The organism is Citrobacter koseri ATCC BAA-895 (assembly GCF_000018045.1).
Lineage (GTDB): Bacteria > Pseudomonadota > Gammaproteobacteria > Enterobacterales > Enterobacteriaceae > Citrobacter_B > Citrobacter_B koseri.
In genome coordinates this window covers 1,060,496-1,079,841 of the sequence record NC_009792.1, presented here as the reverse complement: position 1 = coordinate 1,079,841, position 19,346 = coordinate 1,060,496, and the positions used below count along the sequence as shown (strand labels likewise).

The 19,346-nt window shown below is 54.9% G+C and carries 19 protein-coding genes; 9 read left to right on the top strand and 10 right to left on the bottom strand.

The window, feature by feature from the left end; translation table 11 throughout:
- Positions 1-57 precede the first annotated feature (57 nt).
- Positions 58-813: a zinc ABC transporter ATP-binding protein ZnuC gene (znuC, locus tag CKO_RS04790; RefSeq protein WP_012132002.1), complete on the top strand. Its 756-nt coding sequence runs from the start codon at positions 58-60 to the stop codon at positions 811-813.
- Entirely contained in the window at positions 810-1,595 is a 786-nt protein-coding gene (gene znuB, locus CKO_RS04785) for a zinc ABC transporter permease subunit ZnuB (RefSeq protein ID WP_012132001.1), read from the top strand. The genes znuC and znuB overlap by 4 nt, the downstream gene beginning before the upstream one ends.
- A gap of 93 nt (positions 1,596-1,688) precedes the next feature.
- Here the strand turns inward: znuB and ruvB are convergent, their stop codons facing one another.
- The 6 genes from ruvB to aspS all read right to left on the bottom strand — a co-directional run bounded on the left by ruvB (position 1,689) and on the right by aspS (position 6,945).
- A complete protein-coding gene (gene ruvB, locus CKO_RS04780; RefSeq protein ID WP_012131998.1) occupies positions 1,689-2,699 on the bottom strand; it encodes a Holliday junction branch migration DNA helicase RuvB in 1,011 nt (336 codons plus the stop codon).
- An 8-nt stretch (positions 2,700-2,707) separates the two neighbouring features.
- Positions 2,708-3,319 (bottom strand): Holliday junction branch migration protein RuvA, encoded by a 612-nt coding sequence (gene ruvA / locus CKO_RS04775; RefSeq protein ID WP_012131997.1) that lies wholly within the window; start codon positions 3,317-3,319, stop codon positions 2,708-2,710.
- Between the two features lie 80 nt (positions 3,320-3,399).
- Positions 3,400-3,921: a crossover junction endodeoxyribonuclease RuvC gene (gene ruvC / locus CKO_RS04770; protein WP_012131995.1), complete on the bottom strand. Its 522-nt coding sequence runs from the start codon at positions 3,919-3,921 to the stop codon at positions 3,400-3,402.
- A gap of 37 nt (positions 3,922-3,958) precedes the next feature.
- Positions 3,959-4,699 (bottom strand): YebC/PmpR family DNA-binding transcriptional regulator, encoded by a 741-nt coding sequence (locus CKO_RS04765; RefSeq protein WP_012131994.1) that lies wholly within the window; start codon positions 4,697-4,699, stop codon positions 3,959-3,961.
- 28 nt (positions 4,700-4,727) lie between these two features.
- On the bottom strand, positions 4,728-5,171 hold the full coding sequence (gene nudB, locus CKO_RS04760) for a dihydroneopterin triphosphate diphosphatase (RefSeq protein ID WP_012131993.1): 444 nt from the start codon (positions 5,169-5,171) through the stop codon (positions 4,728-4,730).
- A 1-nt stretch (position 5,172) separates the two neighbouring features.
- Positions 5,173-6,945 (bottom strand): aspartate--tRNA ligase, encoded by a 1,773-nt coding sequence (gene aspS, locus CKO_RS04755; RefSeq protein WP_012131992.1) that lies wholly within the window; start codon positions 6,943-6,945, stop codon positions 5,173-5,175.
- Positions 6,946-7,210: 265 nt separating this feature from the next.
- Between aspS and CKO_RS04750 the strand changes: the two genes are divergently transcribed.
- Genes CKO_RS04750 through cmoB form a run of 5 tightly spaced genes read left to right on the top strand, consistent with a single transcriptional unit; the run spans position 7,211 to position 10,788 of the window.
- A complete protein-coding gene (locus CKO_RS04750; protein WP_012131991.1) occupies positions 7,211-7,777 on the top strand; it encodes a hydrolase in 567 nt (188 codons plus the stop codon).
- Entirely contained in the window at positions 7,774-8,592 is an 819-nt protein-coding gene (locus CKO_RS04745) for a DUF72 domain-containing protein (RefSeq protein WP_012131990.1), read from the top strand. Before CKO_RS04750 ends, CKO_RS04745 begins: the two co-directional genes overlap by 4 nt.
- Positions 8,593-8,643: 51 nt before the next feature.
- Positions 8,644-9,039, top strand: a complete 396-nt coding sequence (locus CKO_RS04740) for an MAPEG family protein (protein ID WP_012131989.1) — start codon at positions 8,644-8,646, stop codon at positions 9,037-9,039.
- Positions 9,040-9,079: 40 nt separating this feature from the next.
- Positions 9,080-9,823, top strand: a complete 744-nt coding sequence (gene cmoA / locus CKO_RS04735) for a carboxy-S-adenosyl-L-methionine synthase CmoA (RefSeq protein WP_012131988.1) — start codon at positions 9,080-9,082, stop codon at positions 9,821-9,823.
- The gene (gene cmoB, locus CKO_RS04730; protein WP_012131987.1) at positions 9,820-10,788 is read left to right on the top strand and encodes a tRNA 5-methoxyuridine(34)/uridine 5-oxyacetic acid(34) synthase CmoB; all 969 of its coding nucleotides are present in this window, start codon (positions 9,820-9,822) and stop codon (positions 10,786-10,788) included. The genes cmoA and cmoB overlap by 4 nt, the downstream gene beginning before the upstream one ends.
- Before the next feature lie 165 nt (positions 10,789-10,953).
- Here cmoB and cutC read toward each other — a convergent pair whose 3' ends face one another.
- On the bottom strand, positions 10,954-11,700 hold the full coding sequence (cutC, locus tag CKO_RS04725; protein ID WP_012131985.1) for a copper homeostasis protein CutC: 747 nt from the start codon (positions 11,698-11,700) through the stop codon (positions 10,954-10,956).
- A gap of 33 nt (positions 11,701-11,733) precedes the next feature.
- Complete coding sequence (locus tag CKO_RS04720) at positions 11,734-12,303, bottom strand: VOC family protein (RefSeq protein WP_012131984.1); 570 nt, start codon at positions 12,301-12,303, stop codon at positions 11,734-11,736.
- Between the two features lie 238 nt (positions 12,304-12,541).
- On the opposite strand from CKO_RS04720, the gene argS reads away from it, so the two are divergent.
- Complete coding sequence (argS, locus tag CKO_RS04715; protein ID WP_012131982.1) at positions 12,542-14,275, top strand: arginine--tRNA ligase; 1,734 nt, start codon at positions 12,542-12,544, stop codon at positions 14,273-14,275.
- Positions 14,276-14,560: 285 nt separating this feature from the next.
- Positions 14,561-16,402 (top strand): penicillin-binding protein 2, encoded by a 1,842-nt coding sequence (mrdA, locus tag CKO_RS04710; RefSeq protein WP_012131980.1) that lies wholly within the window; start codon positions 14,561-14,563, stop codon positions 16,400-16,402.
- Between the two features lie 95 nt (positions 16,403-16,497).
- Here the strand turns inward: mrdA and bglB are convergent, their stop codons facing one another.
- Positions 16,498-17,637: a beta-galactosidase BglB gene (gene bglB, locus CKO_RS04705; RefSeq protein ID WP_012131979.1), complete on the bottom strand. Its 1,140-nt coding sequence runs from the start codon at positions 17,635-17,637 to the stop codon at positions 16,498-16,500.
- Between the two features lie 4 nt (positions 17,638-17,641).
- Positions 17,642-19,225, bottom strand: a complete 1,584-nt coding sequence (locus CKO_RS04700) for an MFS transporter (RefSeq protein WP_012131978.1) — start codon at positions 19,223-19,225, stop codon at positions 17,642-17,644.
- Positions 19,226-19,346 lie beyond the last annotated feature (121 nt).

Genomic DNA, 19,346 nt, shown 5'->3' with positions numbered 1-19,346 from the left:
GAATGTGAGAAATGTGATATTATAACATTCTATGACTTCTGCAAGCCTAAAATTGACATGACGACTTTGGTTTCACTGGAAAATGTTTCGGTCTCTTTCGGTCAACGCCGCGTCCTTTCTGACGTGTCGCTTGAACTCAGACCAGGAAAAATTTTGACGCTTCTCGGCCCAAACGGCGCCGGGAAGTCTACGCTGGTACGCGTAGTATTAGGGCTGGTAGCGCCTGATGAAGGGCTGATCAAGCGCAACGGGCAGCTGCGTATTGGCTACGTCCCGCAAAAACTGTATCTCGACACCACGCTGCCGCTGACGGTAAGCCGCTTTTTACGATTACGCCCCGGTACGCAAAAAACCGACATTCTTCCGGCCCTGAAACGCGTTCAGGCCGGACACCTCATTGACGCCCCCATGCAAAAGCTGTCCGGCGGTGAAACCCAGCGCGTTTTGTTAGCCCGCGCGCTGCTGAATCAACCACAGCTGCTGGTACTGGATGAGCCGACTCAGGGCGTGGATGTCAATGGTCAGGTCGCCCTGTACGATCTCATTGACCAGCTGCGGCGCGAGCTGGATTGCGCGGTGCTGATGGTCTCGCACGACCTGCATCTGGTGATGGCGAAAACGGATGAAGTGCTGTGTCTGAATCACCATATCTGTTGCTCCGGCACCCCTGAAATCGTTTCCATGCATCCTGAATTCATCTCTATGTTCGGGCCGCGCGGCGCAGAACAGTTGGGAATTTACCGTCATCATCATAATCATCGCCACGATTTACAAGGTCGTATCGTACTGCGCCGGGGAAATGGACACTCATGATTGAACTGTTATTGCCTGGCTGGTTAGCCGGGATCATGCTGGCCTGCGCCGCTGGCCCGCTGGGCTCGTTCGTGGTCTGGCGTCGAATGTCCTATTTTGGCGATACGCTGGCGCACGCCTCGCTGCTGGGAGTCGCTTTTGGGTTGCTGCTGGACATCAACCCGTTCTATGCGGTGATTGCCGTTACGCTGATGCTGGCAGCCGGTCTGGTGTGGCTGGAGAAACGCCCTCACCTCGCTATCGACACGCTTCTCGGCATTATGGCGCACAGTGCCCTGTCGTTAGGTCTTGTGGTCGTCAGCCTGATGTCCAACATTCGCGTGGACTTGATGGCTTATCTGTTTGGCGACCTGTTGGCCGTGACGCCGGAAGACCTGATTTTCATAGCCATCGGCGTGGTTATCGTGCTGGCGATCCTCTTCTGGCAGTGGCGTAATCTGCTGTCGATGACCATTAGCCCGGATCTGGCTTTTGTCGATGGCGTGAAGTTACAGCGCGTTAAGCTCCTGCTGATGCTGGTCACCGCATTGACTATCGGCGTGGCGATGAAGTTCGTTGGCGCGTTGATCATCACCTCATTGCTGATTATTCCTGCCGCCACGGCGCGTCGCTTTGCCCGCACCCCGGAGCAGATGGCGGGTGTCGCAGTAGGAATGGGTATGATAGCGGTTACAGGCGGTCTGACGTTTTCTGCGTTTTACGACACCCCGGCAGGCCCGTCAGTGGTGCTGTGTGCCGCGCTGCTGTTTATTTTCAGTATGATGAAGAAGCAGGCGAGCTAAGCGTGTGTTTCCCGGTGGCGCTCCGCTTACCGGGCCCACGTTCACAGGCAGGCCGGATAAGGCGCAGCCGCCATCCGGCCTAACGCACATAAATTAAGGCATTTCCGGCGGCGTTATTCCAAAATGATTCCACGCCCGCACCGTCGCCATTCGCCCGCGCGGGGTTCGTTGCAAAAAGCCCTGCTGAATCAAATACGGTTCCAGTACGTCCTCAATCGTTTCACGCTCTTCGCCAATGGCTGCGGCCAGGTTATCGAGACCGACGGGGCCGCCAAAGAATTTATCAATTACGGCCAGCAGCAGCTTGCGGTCCATATAGTCAAACCCTTCCGCATCGACATTCAGCATATCCAGCGCCTGAGCGGCGATATCCGCAGAGATGGCGCCGTTATGTTTCACTTCGGCAAAATCACGTACGCGACGCAACAGGCGGTTGGCGATACGCGGCGTACCGCGAGCGCGGCGGGCAACCTCCAGCGCACCTTCATCGCTCATTTCCAGCCCCATAAACCGCGCGCTGCGCCCGACGATGTGTTGCAGGTCAGGCACCTGATAGAACTCCAGCCGCTGAACAATGCCGAAACGGTCACGCAGCGGAGACGTCAATGACCCGGCTCGCGTGGTGGCGCCAATCAGCGTAAAAGGCGGCAGATCGATTTTTATCGAACGCGCAGCAGGCCCTTCGCCAATCATGATGTCCAGCTGATAATCTTCCATCGCCGGATACAGCACCTCTTCCACCACCGGTGATAAACGGTGGATCTCATCGATAAACAGCACATCATGAGGTTCAAGGTTGGTCAGCATCGCCGCCAGATCGCCCGCCTTTTCCAGCACCGGGCCAGACGTGGTGCGCAGGTTCACGCCCATTTCATTGGCGACAATGTTAGCCAGCGTCGTTTTCCCCAGCCCCGGCGGGCCAAAGATCAGCAGGTGATCGAGCGCGTCGCCGCGCAGCTTTGCCGCCTGGATAAAGATCTCCATTTGCGAACGCACCTGAGGCTGACCAATGTACTCTTCCAGCAACTTCGGGCGAATGGCGCGATCGGCAACCTCTTCCACCTGGGTTCCACCTGCTGAAATCAGGCGATCTGCTTCTATCATCCTTTACCTCATAACGCGGCGCGGAGTGCTTCGCGAATCAATGTTTCACTGCTGGCGTCAGGGCGGGCAATTTTGCTCACCATGCGGCTGGCTTCCTGTGGTTTATAGCCCAGCGCCACCAGCGCAGCAACCGCTTCTTGCTCCGCATCATCCGTTGCCGGACTTGCCGGAGAGGTCAGCACCAGGTCGGCGGCCGGCGTAAAGAGGTCACCGTGCAGGCCTTTGAAGCGATCTTTCATTTCAACGATCAGGCGTTCTGCGGTTTTTTTACCAATACCCGGCAGTTTCACCAACGCGGCGGGCTCCTCGCGCTCAACGGCATTCACAAACTGCTGAGCCGACATCCCGGAGAGGATCGCCAGCGCGAGTTTCGGCCCGACGCCGTTCGTTTTGATCAGTTCTTTAAACAGGGTTCGCTCCTGTTTATTGTTAAACCCGTACAGCAATTGCGCATCTTCACGCACCACAAAATGGGTGAATACGGTCGCTTCTTTTCCAGATTCCGGGAGCTCATAAAAACAGGTCATCGGCATATGGACTTCATAGCCTACGCCGCCCACCTCAAGTAATACCAGCGGGGGTTGTTTTTCCAGAATAATGCCTCTGAGTCTGCCTATCACATTGCGCTCCTGCGTTGGGGCCGAAAAAGTAAAGTGGTATCATAAAAAAAGGCTGGATAGATATCCAGCCTCATTTGTCATTATCGTAGCCGCCCACGCGCCAGATTGAGCCGCGAGTCACTCATTTGCATCGCATTCTGGCTAACGTGGCAATGGGTGATGGCGATAGCCAGCGCATCCGCCGCATCCGCCTGGGGATTTGCCGGGAGTTTCAGCAACGTGCGCACCATGTGCTGTACCTGGCTTTTCTCCGCGCTGCCGATCCCGACAACGGTTTGCTTCACCTGACGGGCGGCATACTCAAACACCGGAAGATCCTGGTTTACCGCCGCGACAATCGCCACGCCGCGCGCCTGACCCAGCTTAAGCGCGGAGTCCGCGTTCTTCGCCATAAACACCTGTTCAATCGCGAAATAGTCCGGCTGGAACTGGGTGATGATTTCCGTCACGCCCGCATAAATCAGCTTCAGACGAGACGGTAAATCATCCACTTTCGTGCGGATACATCCGCTGCCCAGGTAAGTCAGTTGCCTGCCCACCTGACGAATCACGCCATAACCCGTGACGCGTGAACCCGGGTCGATACCGAGAATAATAGACATCACGCGCCTCCGATTAGAACGGAATTAAACCACGTCATTATAACGTAGCCGCAACCTCATCAGAGATCTCACCGTTATGGTAAACTTCCTGCACGTCGTCGCAGTCTTCCAGCATATCGATCAGACGCATCAGTTTCGGCGCGGTTTCCGCATCCATATCCGCTTTGGTGGACGGGATCATGGACACTTCAGCGTTGTCCGCTTTCAGACCCGCAGCTTCCAGCGCGTCGCGCACTTTGCCCATCTCTTCCCATGCGGTGTAGACGTCAATCGCGCCGTCATCAAAGGTCACAACGTCTTCCGCACCGGCTTCCAGCGCGGCTTCCATGATGGTGTCTTCGTCGCCCTGTTCGAAGGAGATCACCCCTTTTTTGCTGAACAGGTAAGCTACGGAACCGTCAGTACCCAGGTTGCCGCCGCATTTGCTGAAAGCGTGACGCACTTCCGCAACGGTACGGTTACGGTTGTCAGACAGGCACTCAACCATCACAGCCGTGCCGCCAGGACCGTAACCTTCATAGATGATGGTTTCCATGTTCGCATCATCATCGCCGCCGACGCCACGCGCAATCGCACGATTCAGCGTATCGCGGGTCATGTTGTTCGACAGCGCTTTATCGACTGCCGCACGCAGACGCGGGTTAGCGTCCGGGTCACCGCCGCCCAGTTTGGCCGCCGTCACCAGCTCACGAATGATTTTGGTGAAAATTTTACCGCGTTTAGCATCCTGCGCTGCTTTACGGTGTCTGGTGTTGGCCCATTTACTATGACCTGCCATAAATAATATCTCCAAAAAGCGCGCCTTCTCAGGCGACGTTAATTACAAACTCTTCAATCGCCTGCCGGTTACTCCACGACTTGGTTAACTGCGCGGCTTCATCCGCATTAACCCAACGATAGGTCAGATGTTCGGTGAACACGATCTCTCGTTCAGAGGGAAGTGCCAGGCAAAACCAGGATTCAGTATTACGCTCAATTCCCGGCGCGTAGCGATGACGTAAATGTGAAAAAATCTCAAATTCCACCGTGCGCTGACAGTCAATTAAGGTCAGTTGCTCTGCTGCAACATCTATTGTGACCTCTTCCTTTACTTCGCGCATAGCGGCTTGCGACGCGGTTTCGCCCTCTTCCAGACTGCCAGTAACCGACTGCCAGAAATCAGGATCGTCGCGTCGCTGTAACATCAGCACTCTCCCGGTGTCCTTTGCATAAATCACGACTAACACCGAGACAGGCTGTTTGTATGCCATATCAGTTATTCTCGGCCTTCTTAACGACATCAATACCCAGCTCAGCCAGCGCTGCCGGGTTCGCGAAACTTGGCGCTTCGGTCATCAGACAGGCAGCGGCAGTCGTTTTCGGGAAGGCGATAACGTCACGGATATTGTCGGTGCCGGTCAGCAGCATAGTCAGACGATCCAGACCAAACGCCAGACCCGCATGCGGCGGCGTACCGTATTTCAGCGCATCCAACAGGAAGCCGAATTTCTCGCGCTGTTCCTGTTCATTAATACCCAGAATACCAAACACGGTCTGCTGCATGTCGCCACTGTGGATACGCACGGAACCACCACCGACTTCATAACCGTTGATCACCATATCGTAGGCGTTAGCAACCGCGTTTTCCGGCGCGGCTTTCAGCTCGGCGGCGGTCAGGTCTTTTGGTGAGGTGAACGGATGGTGCATCGCCGTCAGGCCGCCTTCGCCGTCATCTTCAAACATCGGGAAGTCGATAACCCACAGCGGCGCCCATTTGGCTTCGTCGGTCAGGTTCAGATCTTTACCCACTTTCAGACGCAGCGCACCCAGCGCATCGGCAACCACTTTTTTGTTGTCGGCGCCGAAGAAAATCATATCGCCGTCCTGCGCAGCGGTACGATCCAGAATCGCTTCCACGATTTCCGCGTTAAGGAACTTCGCCACCGGGCTGTTGATGCCTTCCAGACCTTTCGCGCGTTCGGTGACTTTAATATAAGCCAGCCCTTTCGCGCCGTAGATCTTAATGAAATTGCCGTAGTCGTCGATCTGCTTACGGCTTAAGCTTGCGCCACCCGGCACGCGCAGGGCCGCTACGCGACCTTTCGGATCGTTAGCCGGGCCGGCAAAGACGGCGAATTCTACAGATTTCAGCAGGTCGGCAACGTCCACCAGCTCCATCGGGTTACGCAGGTCCGGTTTATCGGAACCGTAACGGCGCTCGGCTTCGGCGAAGGTCATGATCGGGAAGTCGCCCAGATCCACGCCTTTCACTTCCTGCCACAGATGGCGTACCAGCGCTTCCATCACTTCACGCACCTGCGGCGCGGTCATGAAGGAGGTCTCGACGTCGATCTGGGTAAATTCAGGCTGACGGTCAGCACGTAAATCTTCATCACGGAAGCATTTTACGATCTGATAGTAGCGGTCAAAACCGGACATCATCAGCAGCTGTTTGAACAACTGCGGAGACTGCGGCAGCGCGTAGAATTTACCTTTATGGACGCGCGAAGGCACCAGGTAGTCACGCGCGCCTTCCGGCGTCGCTTTGGTCAACATCGGGGTTTCGATGTCGAGGAAGCCGTGGTCGTCCATAAAACGACGCACCAGGCTGGTGATTTTGGCACGGGTTTTCAGGCGTTGAGCCATTTCCGGGCGACGCAGATCCAGATAACGGTATTTCAGACGCGCTTCTTCAGTATTGACGTGATTAGAGTCAAGCGGCAGAGAATCTGCACGGTTGATGATCGTCAAATCGGACGCCAGCACTTCGATTTCGCCCGTCGCCATGTCGGCGTTGACGTTTTTCTCGTCACGCGCACGCACGGTGCCGGTCACCTGGATGCAGAACTCATTACGCAGTTCAGAAGCCAGCTTTAACGCATCCGCACGATCCGGATCAAAGAAGACCTGTACGATACCTTCGCGGTCGCGCATATCGATAAAGATCAGGCTACCAAGATCACGACGACGGTTGACCCAACCACACAGAGTCACCTGCTGCCCCACGTGGGACAGACGTAGCTGTCCGCAATATTCTGTACGCATGAGATATCCCTTAACTTAGCCGCTGGCGGATTGTTGCCTGCTTTACAGGCGACGTTGTCGCAGCTTTAGCTGAATGTCACAACTGAATGAAAAAAGGCGGCTATTATACTGGAAATTCTGCCGCACGATAAGTCCGATACTGACTGTACGCGTGTTTGCTACGCGGTTATTGCGTATTCTCACAAAAATTAACAATATTTGTCGTCACTTTCCTTCGGGAACGCGCTTAAGGTGTAGCGGAATCATCTATTTTACAGGAGTCATCATGCTGGAACTGAACGCCGCAACCACTGCCCTGGTCGTTATTGATTTACAGGAAGGGATCTTACCTTTCGCTGGCGGCCCCCATGCGGCAAGCGATGTTGTCGCCCGCGCAGCGAAACTGGCCGCAAAATTTAGGGCAAACGGCTCGCCGGTGGTGATGGTTCGCGTCGGCTGGTCCGACGATTATGCCGACGCGTTAAAGCAACCCGTCGATGCCCGGGCGCCAGCCAACGCGCTGCCGGAAAACTGGTGGCGTTATCCGGCGGCGCTCGGTAAAGGCGACAGTGACCTGGAAGTCACCAAGCGTCAATGGGGCGCGTTCTATGGCACCGATCTTGAGTTACAATTACGCCGCCGGGGAGTCGACACCATCGTGCTGTGCGGCATCTCCACCAATATCGGCGTAGAATCCACCGCGCGTAACGCCTGGGAGCTGGGTTTTGGTCTGGTGATCGCCGAAGACGCCTGTAGCGCCGCCAGCACGGAACAGCATCAAAGCAGCATGACACATATTTTTCCGCGTATCGCCAGAGTGCGCAGCGTGGAGGAGATCCTTAACGCGTTATGATCTACATCGGATTACCGCAATGGTCGCATCCTAAATGGGTGCGTCTGGGTATCACCAGTCTTGAAGAGTATGCCCGCCACTTTAACTGTGTGGAGGGCAACACCACCCTGTATGCGCTGCCGAAAGCAGAAATTGTCGAACGCTGGCATGCGCAAACAACGGACGATTTTCGCTTCTGCTTTAAGTTCCCCGCAACGATTTCGCATCAGGCCGCGCTGCGTAACTGCGACGATCTTGTGCAGGAATTTTTTACCCGCATATCGCCGCTGGAGGCAAGAATTGGTCAGTACTGGCTGCAACTCCCCGCGACGTTTTCACCGCGCGACCTCCCTGCGCTCTGGCGCTTTCTTGACGCGTTGCCAAAGGCATTCACCTATGGCGTCGAAGTGCGCCATCCCGTGTTTTTCGCCAAAGGCGAGGAAGAACAACAGCTCAATCGCGGCCTGGTTGAACGCGAGGTGAATCGGGTGATCCTCGACAGCCGCCCGGTACATGCCGCGCATCCTCATAACCAGGCCATTCGCGAAGCGCAACGCAAAAAACCTAAAGTGCCGGTCCATGCCATCGTGACCGCGAAGCATCCGTTGATCAGGTTCATCGGCAGCGACAATATGGTGCAAAATCAGACATTTTTTGCCGACTGGCTGGCGAAACTCCCGCTGTGGGAAACGACCTCTACGCCGTATCTTTTTCTACACACGCCAGATATCGCGCAGGCTCCCGAGTTAGTGAATACATTATGGGGAGATTTACGCGCGGCCTTGCCCGGCATTGGAACCGCACCGTCTATTCCACAGCAATCTTCTCTTTTCTGAAATTGCCACCTATCATAGACAGTGCCATCAGGCATTTTAAAGGGAGTTTGTATGGTAAGCGCGCTATATACCGTATTAGGTGCGTTGTTGTTGATGAAGTTCTCTTTTGATGTTGTCCGACTACGGATGCTGTATCGCGTTGCCTACGGTGACGGCGGTTTTAGCGAACTGCAAAGCGCCATCCGCATTCACGGTAATGCGGTGGAATATATTCCTATCGCTGTCGCGCTGCTGCTGTTTATGGAAATGAACGGCGCCGAAACATGGATGGTGCATATCTGCGGGATTATTTTAATCGCTGGTCGGCTGATGCATTATTACGGTTTCCACCACCGTCTGTTTCGCTGGCGGCGTTCCGGGATGAGTGCGACCTGGTGCGCCTTGTTGCTGATGGTGCTGGCGAATCTTTGGTATATGCCCTGGGAGTTGGTTTTCTCCTTGCATTAGCGCACAATACGCCACTTTATTTTTCCCGGATTTTTACGTTATGTCTCACCGCGACACGCTTTTTTCTGCGCCTATCGCCAGTCTGGGCGACTGGACCTTTGATGAACGGGTAGCTGAAGTCTTCCCGGATATGATCCAGCGCTCTGTTCCCGGCTATTCCAATATCATCTCCATGATTGGCATGCTGGCCGAACGCTTCGTACAACCCAATACGCAGGTCTACGATTTAGGCTGTTCACTGGGCGCTGCGACGCTCTCGGTGCGTCGTAATATTCATCATGCCAACTGTAAAATCATCGCCGTCGACAACTCCCCGGCGATGATTGAACGCTGCCGCCGTCATATCGACGCTTACAAAGCCCCGACCCCGGTTGAGATTGTGGAAGGCGATATTCGCGACATCAGCATCGAGAACGCCTCAATGGTGGTGCTGAATTTTACCCTGCAATTCCTTGAGCCGCTTGAACGCCAGGCCTTGCTGGATAAGATTTATCAGGGTCTGAATCCGGGCGGCGCGCTGGTGCTGTCGGAAAAGTTCAGCTTTAAAGACACAACGGTTGGCGAATTGCTGTTCAATATGCACCATGACTTTAAACGCGCCAACGGCTACAGCGAACTGGAGATCAGCCAGAAGCGCAGTATGCTGGAAAACGTCATGCTGACCGACTCGGTTGAAACCCACAAAGCGCGTCTGCATCAGGCCGGTTTCGAGCATAGCGAACTGTGGTTCCAGTGCTTCAACTTTGGTTCGCTGGTGGCGCTGAAGTCCGGGGTGCCCGCATGATCGAGTTCGGTAACTTTTATCAGCTGATTGCCAAAAGCCCGCTTTCTCACTGGCTGGAAACCCTGCCTGCGCAAATCGCGACCTGGCAGCGCGATCAGCATGGCCTGTTTAAGCAGTGGTCGAACGCGGTGGAGTTCCTGCCGGAATTAACGCCGTACCGTCTGGATTTATTGCACAGCGTCACTGCCGAAAGCGAAACGCCGTTGAGCGAAGGCCAGCTTAAGCGTATCGACACCCTGCTGCGAAACCTGATGCCGTGGCGTAAAGGCCCGTTCTCTCTGTATGGCATCAATATTGATACCGAATGGCGTTCCGACTGGAAATGGGATCGCGTTTTGCCGCACCTGTCCGATCTGACCGGCCGCACCATTCTGGATGTCGGCTGCGGCAGCGGATATCACATGTGGCGCATGATTGGCGCGGGCGCGCATCTTGCCGTGGGAATCGACCCGACGCAGTTGTTCCTGTGTCAGTTTGAAGCGGTACGAAAATTGTTGGGCAACGACCAGCGCGCGCATCTGTTGCCGCTGGGCATCGAGCAGCTTCCGGCGCTGAATACGTTTGATACCGTCTTTTCAATGGGCGTGCTTTACCACCGTCGTTCTCCGCTGGAACATCTCTGGCAGTTGAAAGATCAACTGGTGAAAGACGGCGAACTGGTGCTGGAAACCCTGGTGGTGGAAGGCGATGAAAACACCGTGCTGGTGCCAGGCGACCGCTATGCGCAGATGCGCAACGTCTACTTTATCCCTTCCGCGCTGGCGCTGAAAAACTGGCTGGAGAAATGTGGTTTTGTCGATGTGCGGATTGCCGATGTCTGCGTGACCTCCACCGAGGAGCAGCGTCGCACCGGGTGGATGGTCACCGAGTCGCTGGCTGATTTCCTCGATCCGAATGACCACAGTAAAACCGTCGAAGGTTATCCTGCCCCGCTGCGCGCGGTGCTGATTGCGCGCAAACCGTAATTGATTGCCCGGTGGCACTACGCTTACCGGGCCTACAAATCCCGTAGGCCTGATAAGGCACAGCCGCCATCAGGCATAAAAAGCGCAAAAAAAGGCCCCTGTTGAAATGGCAGGGGCCTGGTACGAGCAAGCATCATATTGGGCGACATGATGCAACGGTAAAAATCAATTGGCCTGATGGCGCACAATGACTCCTTTCATTTCAGCAACCGCCGCCCCGTCTACCGCATAGCGCGAATACTCGTCCGCTTGTGCGTCAGTTGACATGGACAATCCATGATTGCGATAACGCATTGGTGAGGCTTGCCACGCTCCTGCGGAGCTGTGCACTTCCTGCACCCCGGCATCAAGGAAACGTTGCAGATTCTCTGAACGAACCCCTGCTCCGGCCATAATGATTGGAGCATCGCCCTGCGCAATAAGTTCCATAATTATTGGCAAACCGTGCACCGCATCTGATTTTTGCCCTGAAGTGAGCACTCTGGCGACACCCAAATCCGCGAGATTCTTCAGTGCATTGAATGGATTAGCGCACATATCAAACGCGCGATGAAAAGTGACGGCCAGCGGCCCGGCGGCGGCCATTATTTTCTCCATTCGCGCGAGATCCACATTGCCATCGACATCCAGCACGCCAGTAACCAGACCGGGAAATCCCAGTTCTCTGACAGTACGCACATCCTCAAGCATTGCGGCAAATTCACCATCGGTATAACAGAAGTCGCCGCCGCGAGGACGAATAATGGGATGCACCGCAATCGCAACATGCTGGCGAACCGTGCGCAGCACACCCAACGACGGCGTCAGTCCCCCCTCTTTCGGCGCCGCGCACAATTCAATGCGATCCGCGCCATTTTGCTGCGCGGTGAGCGCACATTCCATGCTGTAACAACAGATCTCCAGTAACGCCATGTTCACTCCTTTTTAGCGTTTTCGCGCGTCACGTCAGTCGGCTGACTGTTCGCTTGCCACAATGGCCTCAATTGACCAGGGATGAAATTTAATGGTCACCTTGCCGTCGGTCACGGCCAGCGTCGGGTTCGGCAGACGCTCGCGCGCCCCTTTCGGCGAACTGGTTTTCACGACAATGCCCGGCTGGCTCAGCCCCTCGTCGGACAACAGCGCCAGCGCCCGCGCGTTCAGGCTCTCCGGCTCGCCCGAGAGGACAATTTCGATATGCTCCCAGCCTTCATGCGGGTAGCGTTTTTCACCCGGCCACGGCAATTCAACAATCGAAAACCGCCAGTGTTCGACGCAAACAGGCTCATGTAATTTGAACAGGCAGATCGGCCTGCCGTTGATGATATTTTCCGACAGCAGCGCGCCGCACTGTTCAAATCCGCGACGCCAGCGCTCAGCGGTCGCATTCTGGTGGCAGCGCAAAGAAATGTGATCGGCTTCAAGCGGTGCGAAATCCAGACCGAGGCGAGTGGAAAGTTCTCTGAACGCCAGAGTGAATCGCGGTAAATCTGCGGAAATATCATGCAGTTCGTCAATAGTCTGCCAGTTCGCCATAATCAAAACTCTTATCGGTGTACAAAGTCGCTAATTTACTCTGTTGTGCATCGCCAACCAACCGCTGATTTCTTTGAATATAAAATGAATGCTTATGCATAATTTTATTGCGCATATTTCCAGCGATACGGCGCGCGCGCAATGCTGACGCCAACGGGCATTTGCAGTATACTCCCGCCCTAAATTCTTAAACTGGCGCGGACTCAGTTAATCCGCGTCTTACACGTAAGGTATTCCGGTGAATATTCAGGCTCTTCTCTCAGAAAAAGTTAGTCAGGCCATGATTGTTGCAGGCGCGCCTGCAAATTGCGAACCGCAGGTTCGTCAGTCAGCAAAAGTACAGTTCGGCGACTATCAGGCCAACGGCATGATGGCAGTTGCTAAAAAACTGGGTATGGCGCCGCGACAACTTGCAGAGCAGGTGCTGACTCATCTGGATCTCAACGGCATCGCCAGCAAGGTTGAAATCGCAGGTCCTGGCTTTATCAATATTTTCCTCGATCCGGCATTTCTTGCAGAACATGTTCAACAGGCGCTGGCTTCTGAGCGTCTGGGCGTGGCTAAGCCTGCGAAACAGACCGTGGTTATCGACTACTCCGCGCCTAACGTCGCGAAAGAGATGCATGTCGGCCACCTGCGCTCCACCATCATCGGCGATGCCGCCGTGCGCACGCTGGAGTTCCTCGGCCATCACGTTATCCGCGCTAACCACGTCGGCGACTGGGGAACACAGTTCGGTATGCTTATTGCCTGGCTGGAAAAACAGCAGCAGGAAAACGCAGGTGAAATGGCGCTGGCCGACCTCGAAGGTTTCTACCGTGATGCGAAAAAACATTACGATGAAGACGAAGCGTTCGCCGAGCGCGCGCGTAACTACGTGGTGAAACTACAGGGCGGCGACCCGTACTTCCTCGACATGTGGCGCAAGCTGGTCGACATCACCATGACGCAGAACCAGATCACCTACAATCGCCTGAACGTTACGTTAACCCGTGACGATGTGATGGGTGAAAGCCTGTATAACCCGATGCTGCCTGGCATCGTCGCCGACCTGAAAGCTCAGGGTCTGGCGGTTGAAAGCGAAGGCGCAACCGTTGTTTTCCTTGATGAATATAAAAACAAGGAAGGCGAACCGATGGGCGTGATCATTCAGAAGAAAGATGGCGGCTATCTCTACACCACCACCGACATCGCCTGCGCGAAATACCGCTATGAAACGCTGCATGCGGATCGCGTGCTGTACTACATCGACTCCCGCCAGCATCAGCACCTGATGCAAGCATGGACCATCGTACGCAAGGCCGGTTACGTGCCGGATTCCGTACCGCTGGAACACCATATGTTCGGCATGATGCTCGGTAAAGACGGCAAGCCGTTCAAAACCCGCGCGGGCGGTACGGTGAAGCTGGCCGATCTGCTGGATGAAGCGCTGGAACGCGCACGCCGTCTGGTGGCCGAGAAGAACCCGGATATGCCTGCCGACGAGCTGGAAAAACTGGCCAACGCGGTTGGTATTGGCGCAGTGAAATATGCGGATCTCTCCAAAAACCGCACTACTGACTACATCTTCGACTGGGACAACATGCTGGCGTTCGAAGGCAACACCGCGCCATATATGCAGTATGCCTATACCCGCGTGCTGTCCGTGTTCCGTAAAGCGGAGATTGACGAGAGCGCCCTGTCCAGCGCGCCGGTCGTTATCCGTGAAGATCGTGAAGCCCAACTGGCTGCGCGCCTGTTGCAGTTCGAAGAAACGCTGACCGTGGTCGCGCGTGAAGGTACGCCGCATGTGATGTGCGCCTACCTGTATGACATTGCCGGTTTGTTCTCTGGCTTCTACGAGCACTGCCCGATCCTCAGCGCGGAAAACGAAGAGGTTCGTAACAGCCGTCTGAAACTGGCGCAACTGACCGCGAAAACGCTGAAACTGGGTCTGGATACGCTGGGTATTGAGACCGTAGAACGGATGTAATCACATCGAGTGATGTGAAAACCCGCGCTATGTCGCGGGTTTTTTATTTTCCCGAATGACCGCCCTCGTAGGCCTGATAAGCGAAGCGCCATCAGGCGGTAGGGCGCACCTTGCCGGATGGCGGCGTAAACGCCTTATCCAGCCTACGAGAAACGGCTACGTTAACTGTAATTTGTAACGACTCACAAGGAATGACACATTTCCGTAGAGAGATGGAACATCTTTTGTCTGTCATGCCGGTGACGCCTCCGTATTATTAGGCGGCGAATTTATCGGGTGTGGACAATGACGTTTAAAGATTTTGCTGCGGAAGAAAAACTCTTTCTGAGACGCGTGATAGTGGCCTTTGGCCTGGTGGTTGTCTGCTTTGGCGTCCTGATTGTCAATCTCTACGATTTACAAATCCGTCAGCATCAGTATTACACGACCCGTTCAAACGAAAATGACATCAAAATGCTGCCCGTCGCCCCGACGCGCGGCATCATCTACGATCGCAACGGTATTCCGCTGGTGCGTAATATCACCTGGTATGATATTTCCGTCACCCCATACAAAATTGCCGACATGGACGCGCTGTTACGTCAGCTTACCCCTCTCGTGGATCTCACGCCTGATGATATTGCGGCCTTTCACCATGCGTTGAAGTCAGGCAGCCGCTATCGCCCGGTGGTATTGAAAAACGCGCTGTCGGACGTCGAAATTGCCCGCTTTTCCGTTAACCAGTTCCATTTCAACGGCGTGACGATCAACAGTTATGAAGACCGTCAGTACCCCTACGGCGCGGAGCTGGCGCATGTGCTCGGTTACGTGTCGAAGATTAACGACAGCGACCTGAAAGCGCTGGATGAGAAAGGTCTGGCTGAGAACTATGCCGCCGATCACAACATCGGTAAGCAGGGCATTGAACGCTATTACGAAAATGATCTGCACGGCAAAACGGGCTACCGGGAGGTCGAAGTGGATAACCACGGACGCATCGTGCGCCTGTTAAAAAATGTCCCGCCCGTTGCCGGCAAAGACATCCACCTGACGCTGGATTTACATCTACAGGAATATATAGAAAGCCTGCTTGCCGGTCAGCGCGCGGCAGTGCTGGTCGAAGATCCCCACGACGGTTCAGTGCTGGCGATGGTCTCCACGCCCAGCTATGACCCAAACCCGTTTGTGAAGGGCATCAGCCATCAGGATTACGGCAGGTTACTGCATGATAAAGATCTGCCGTTGATTAACCGCGTCACCCAGGGGCTGTACCCGCCCGCCTCCACGGTGAAACCTTATATCGCGATGTCTGCGCTGTTAAACGGCGTTATCACGCCGCAAACCACCTTCTTCGGCGCGCCGACCTGGACGCTCCCCGGCACGCAACGTCATTACCGCGACTGGAAAAAAACCGGCCACGGTATGCTGGATGTCACCAAAGCGATTGAAGAATCCGCCGACACCTTTTTCTATCAGGTTGCCTGGATGATGGGGATCGATCGCATTAACACCATGCTCGGTCAATTTGGTTACGGCAAGCCCACCGGTATCGATCTGGATGAAGAGTATAACGGCCTGCTGCCCAGCCGCGAGTGGAAAGAGAGAGTACATAAAAAAGCCTGGTATCAGGGGGATACGATTTCAGTCGGTATCGGCCAGGGGTACTGGATTGCCACGCCGATCCAGATGGTGAAAGCGATGGTAGCGCTGATCAACAACGGGAAAGTGATCGCCCCTCACCTGCTTCAGAGTGAAGTGTCCGGCAAGACCGTCATGCCCTGGCAGGCGCCTCAGACGGAAACGCAGATTGCCGATGCCGCCTCGCCTTATTGGGGGCTGGTGCGACAGGCGATGTTTGGTATGGCGAATGCGCCGAACGGCACCGGTTATAAATTCTTCCACACCGCGCCCTACGGTATTGCGGCCAAAAGCGGCACTTCGCAAGTGTTCAGTCTGAAAGAGAACCAGACCTATAATGCGAAAATGATCCCCATCCGTCTGCGCGACCATGTGTTTTACACCGCTTTCGCGCCGTATAAAAACCCGAAAGTCGCGGTGGCGTTGATTCTGGAAAACGGCGGCAGCGACGGCGTGACCGCCGCGCCGGTGATGCGGCAAATCATGGATCACCTTTTTGCGCCGCAATAACAGCACATGCCGGATGGCGGCGTAAACGCCTTATCCGGCCTACAAACTGCGTCGAACCGTAGGCCCGATAAGCGCAGCGCCATCGGGCGTCCCTCTCAAAAATACTTACGCAAATACTCTGTCAGACACAGTATCGCCATTGCCTGCCCGTACGGCATCGATGTCAGCGGAATGTCGCGATAGAAATCCAGATCGTGCCCCATTCCCGTGCCAAAGGACGTTTGCAGCAGCTCGCCTTCCGGCGAAATGTGTTTCACGATACCGCGAATCGCGTTTTCAGCCGTCTGCGCATATTCCGCCCCAACATAGCGTTTACGCACCGCTTTCAGAATGCCGTAGGCGAACCCCGCCGTTGCCGAGGCCTCCAGATAGGAATCAGGATCGTCCAGCAGGGTATGCCATAGCCCACTCTCATCCTGACAATTTGCCAACGCGGCGATCTGCGCGTTCAGAACCTGAATCAGATAGCGGCGAACCGCGTTCTTCTCCGGCAAATCGACCAGTTCCAGGAAATCTGGAATCACGATGGTAAGCCAACTGTTACCCCGCGCCCAGCGAGCCCTGGCAAAGTTATGATGTCCATCATAGCTCCAGCCGTGGAACCACAGACCGGTCTCTTTATCCATCAGATTCTGTACGTGCAGCAGGAACTGATAAATCGCCTCTTCCACATACTCCGGGCGGTTGAGCAGTTTGCCAATCTTCGCCAGCGGCATCACCGTCATCATCAGCGTGTCATCCCACATCTGCTGATGGTTTTCTTCCGCCAGCGTCATGTGCTGCATACCGCCATGATCGGTGCGCGGCATCTCATTCATCGCCCACTCCGCCCAGGACTCAAGCCAGGGCAGATACGCCGGATTACGCGTCTCTTCATAGCGATACGCCAGTGTCAAAAACGGCGCCATCGTGTTAACGTTTTTAGTGGTCGCGCCTTCGGCAAAACGCTCGGCAAACCAGTTGTCGATAATGTCGCGCATTTTCTCATCACCGGTCTGTTGATAATACTGATGCATACCGTACAGACCGACGCCATGCGTCCACTCCCATCCTGCCCAGCCTTTGGTATCAATCACCCGGCCATCGTCCAGGCGCAGCAGAAATTGTCCGCTCTCATCCCTGATATTGACCAGATTGTTCGTCACCGTCTGAATCAAGGCTTGCAGCGCTTCCCGGGAGATAAATCGCTCCGGCTGACGTAATAATGGGCTGTGTTTGACGGGCCAAACTTTCATATCCTTAACCTCTGTTCAATGTCGAATTCAGCGCAGCGCCCTGTTGAAGCGAAGGCGCCGCAGGTTTATTACGGTTCAGATAACCAATATTGTTGTTACCCCACAGTGATTCATACGGCATACCGGAGAGCATCTCGACGGTCGCACGCGCCTGCGGCGTGATGGCTTCCGGCATCACCCGGCCCGACTCACGCATTTTGGCGGTCTCTTCACGCAGGGTGCCGTGCGTTTGCAAATTCAGTTTGAAACGCAAAGAAACCAGAAAACCAAAGGCCAGCACGGACAGCGTGCCGCAGCTCAGAATCAGCAGAATGGTATGGCTGACCGCTTCAGGCTGTATGCTCTGCCCTGAGACAAAACCAGACATCTGCATCACAATCCCGACCAGCATGACGGCCCCGGCCTGAGAGGCTTTACGGGTCAGCGTCATGATGCCCGCGAAGATCCCTTCCCGCCGTTGACCGGTAATCACCTCATCAACATCGGCAATATAGGTGTAGGTATTCCACGGCACATAGTTGATCCCGCCGCGACCAAGCCCCGCCAGCGCTGAAATCAGCAGCAGCAGCGAATAAACATCGCTTAAGCCCGCATAATAAAGAACGGCATAAGAGAGAGAACTCAGACCAAAGAGCACCACGACCATCCGGTATGACGGCGCAGGCCCGAAGCGAATGCACAGCGGGATCATGGCAATCACCGCAATGAACTGGAAGATAGCCATCGTACCGAGCAGATTCGACGCCAGTGAGGCTTCCTGCATCAGGACAAAAACAACATACCAGGTAAAGACGGCGTTAAAGACGTCCTGTGCGATATATCCCCCAAGATACATCCCCAGATGCTGGCGGAAAATCTTGATGCGCAGCGTCGAGCTCAGCTCAACAAACAAACGGCTCATACTCTGGCTGAACGTCAGGCTTTTCTTCTCTTCTTCCGCGCGCAGCGCCGCCTCCGTCCACTCTTCGCGCGGGCGCTCCCAGGTAAAGAACCACACAAAAGTCAGCATCAGCGCGCACAGCACCGAGAACACCAGGCTGGCATAGAAAAAAGAAACGGGGTTGTCTTTACCAAAGGCAGTCAGCAGGATACCCGGCAGGAACGAGGCCAGAATCGCAGACATCTGCGCCATTGAGATACGCGCCCCGGAGAACCGGGTCTTCTGTTTGAAGTCATCGGTCATTTCCGGCACCAGCGTCTCGTAAGGGACAAGAATCATGGTGTAGACAATGTCGAACAGCAGATAAGTCAGCAGGTAGTACCAGAATCCCATATCGCCAACCCACATGAGCGAGTAGCTAAAGACGCATGGAATACCAAGCAGAATAAAGAATTTACGACGGCCAAAGCGTCTGCCGAACCAGGTCGACCCGAAGTTATCGGTCAGAAAGCCCATCAGCGGGCTGACGACCGCATCCAGAACCCTCGCGGCAGCGAAAATGAATGTCGCCTCAATCGGCGTAAGGCCACAGAAGGTCGTGTAGAAATAGAGTAACCATGCGGCGGTTAATGCAGTGGTTCCTGCGCCCAGAAAATCGCCCGAACCATAGGCTAAATAATTCGCCAATCCAATTTTACGTGTTTTCATGCCGTTAACCCTGCAAATTGTTGGGAGACCCCCGGCATATTGGCTTCGCCAAAGGGAGTTTTTACACGGCCACAGTAAAAGCTAACAGGAAGTGAAACCTTTTCATTTTTGCCACGCCATC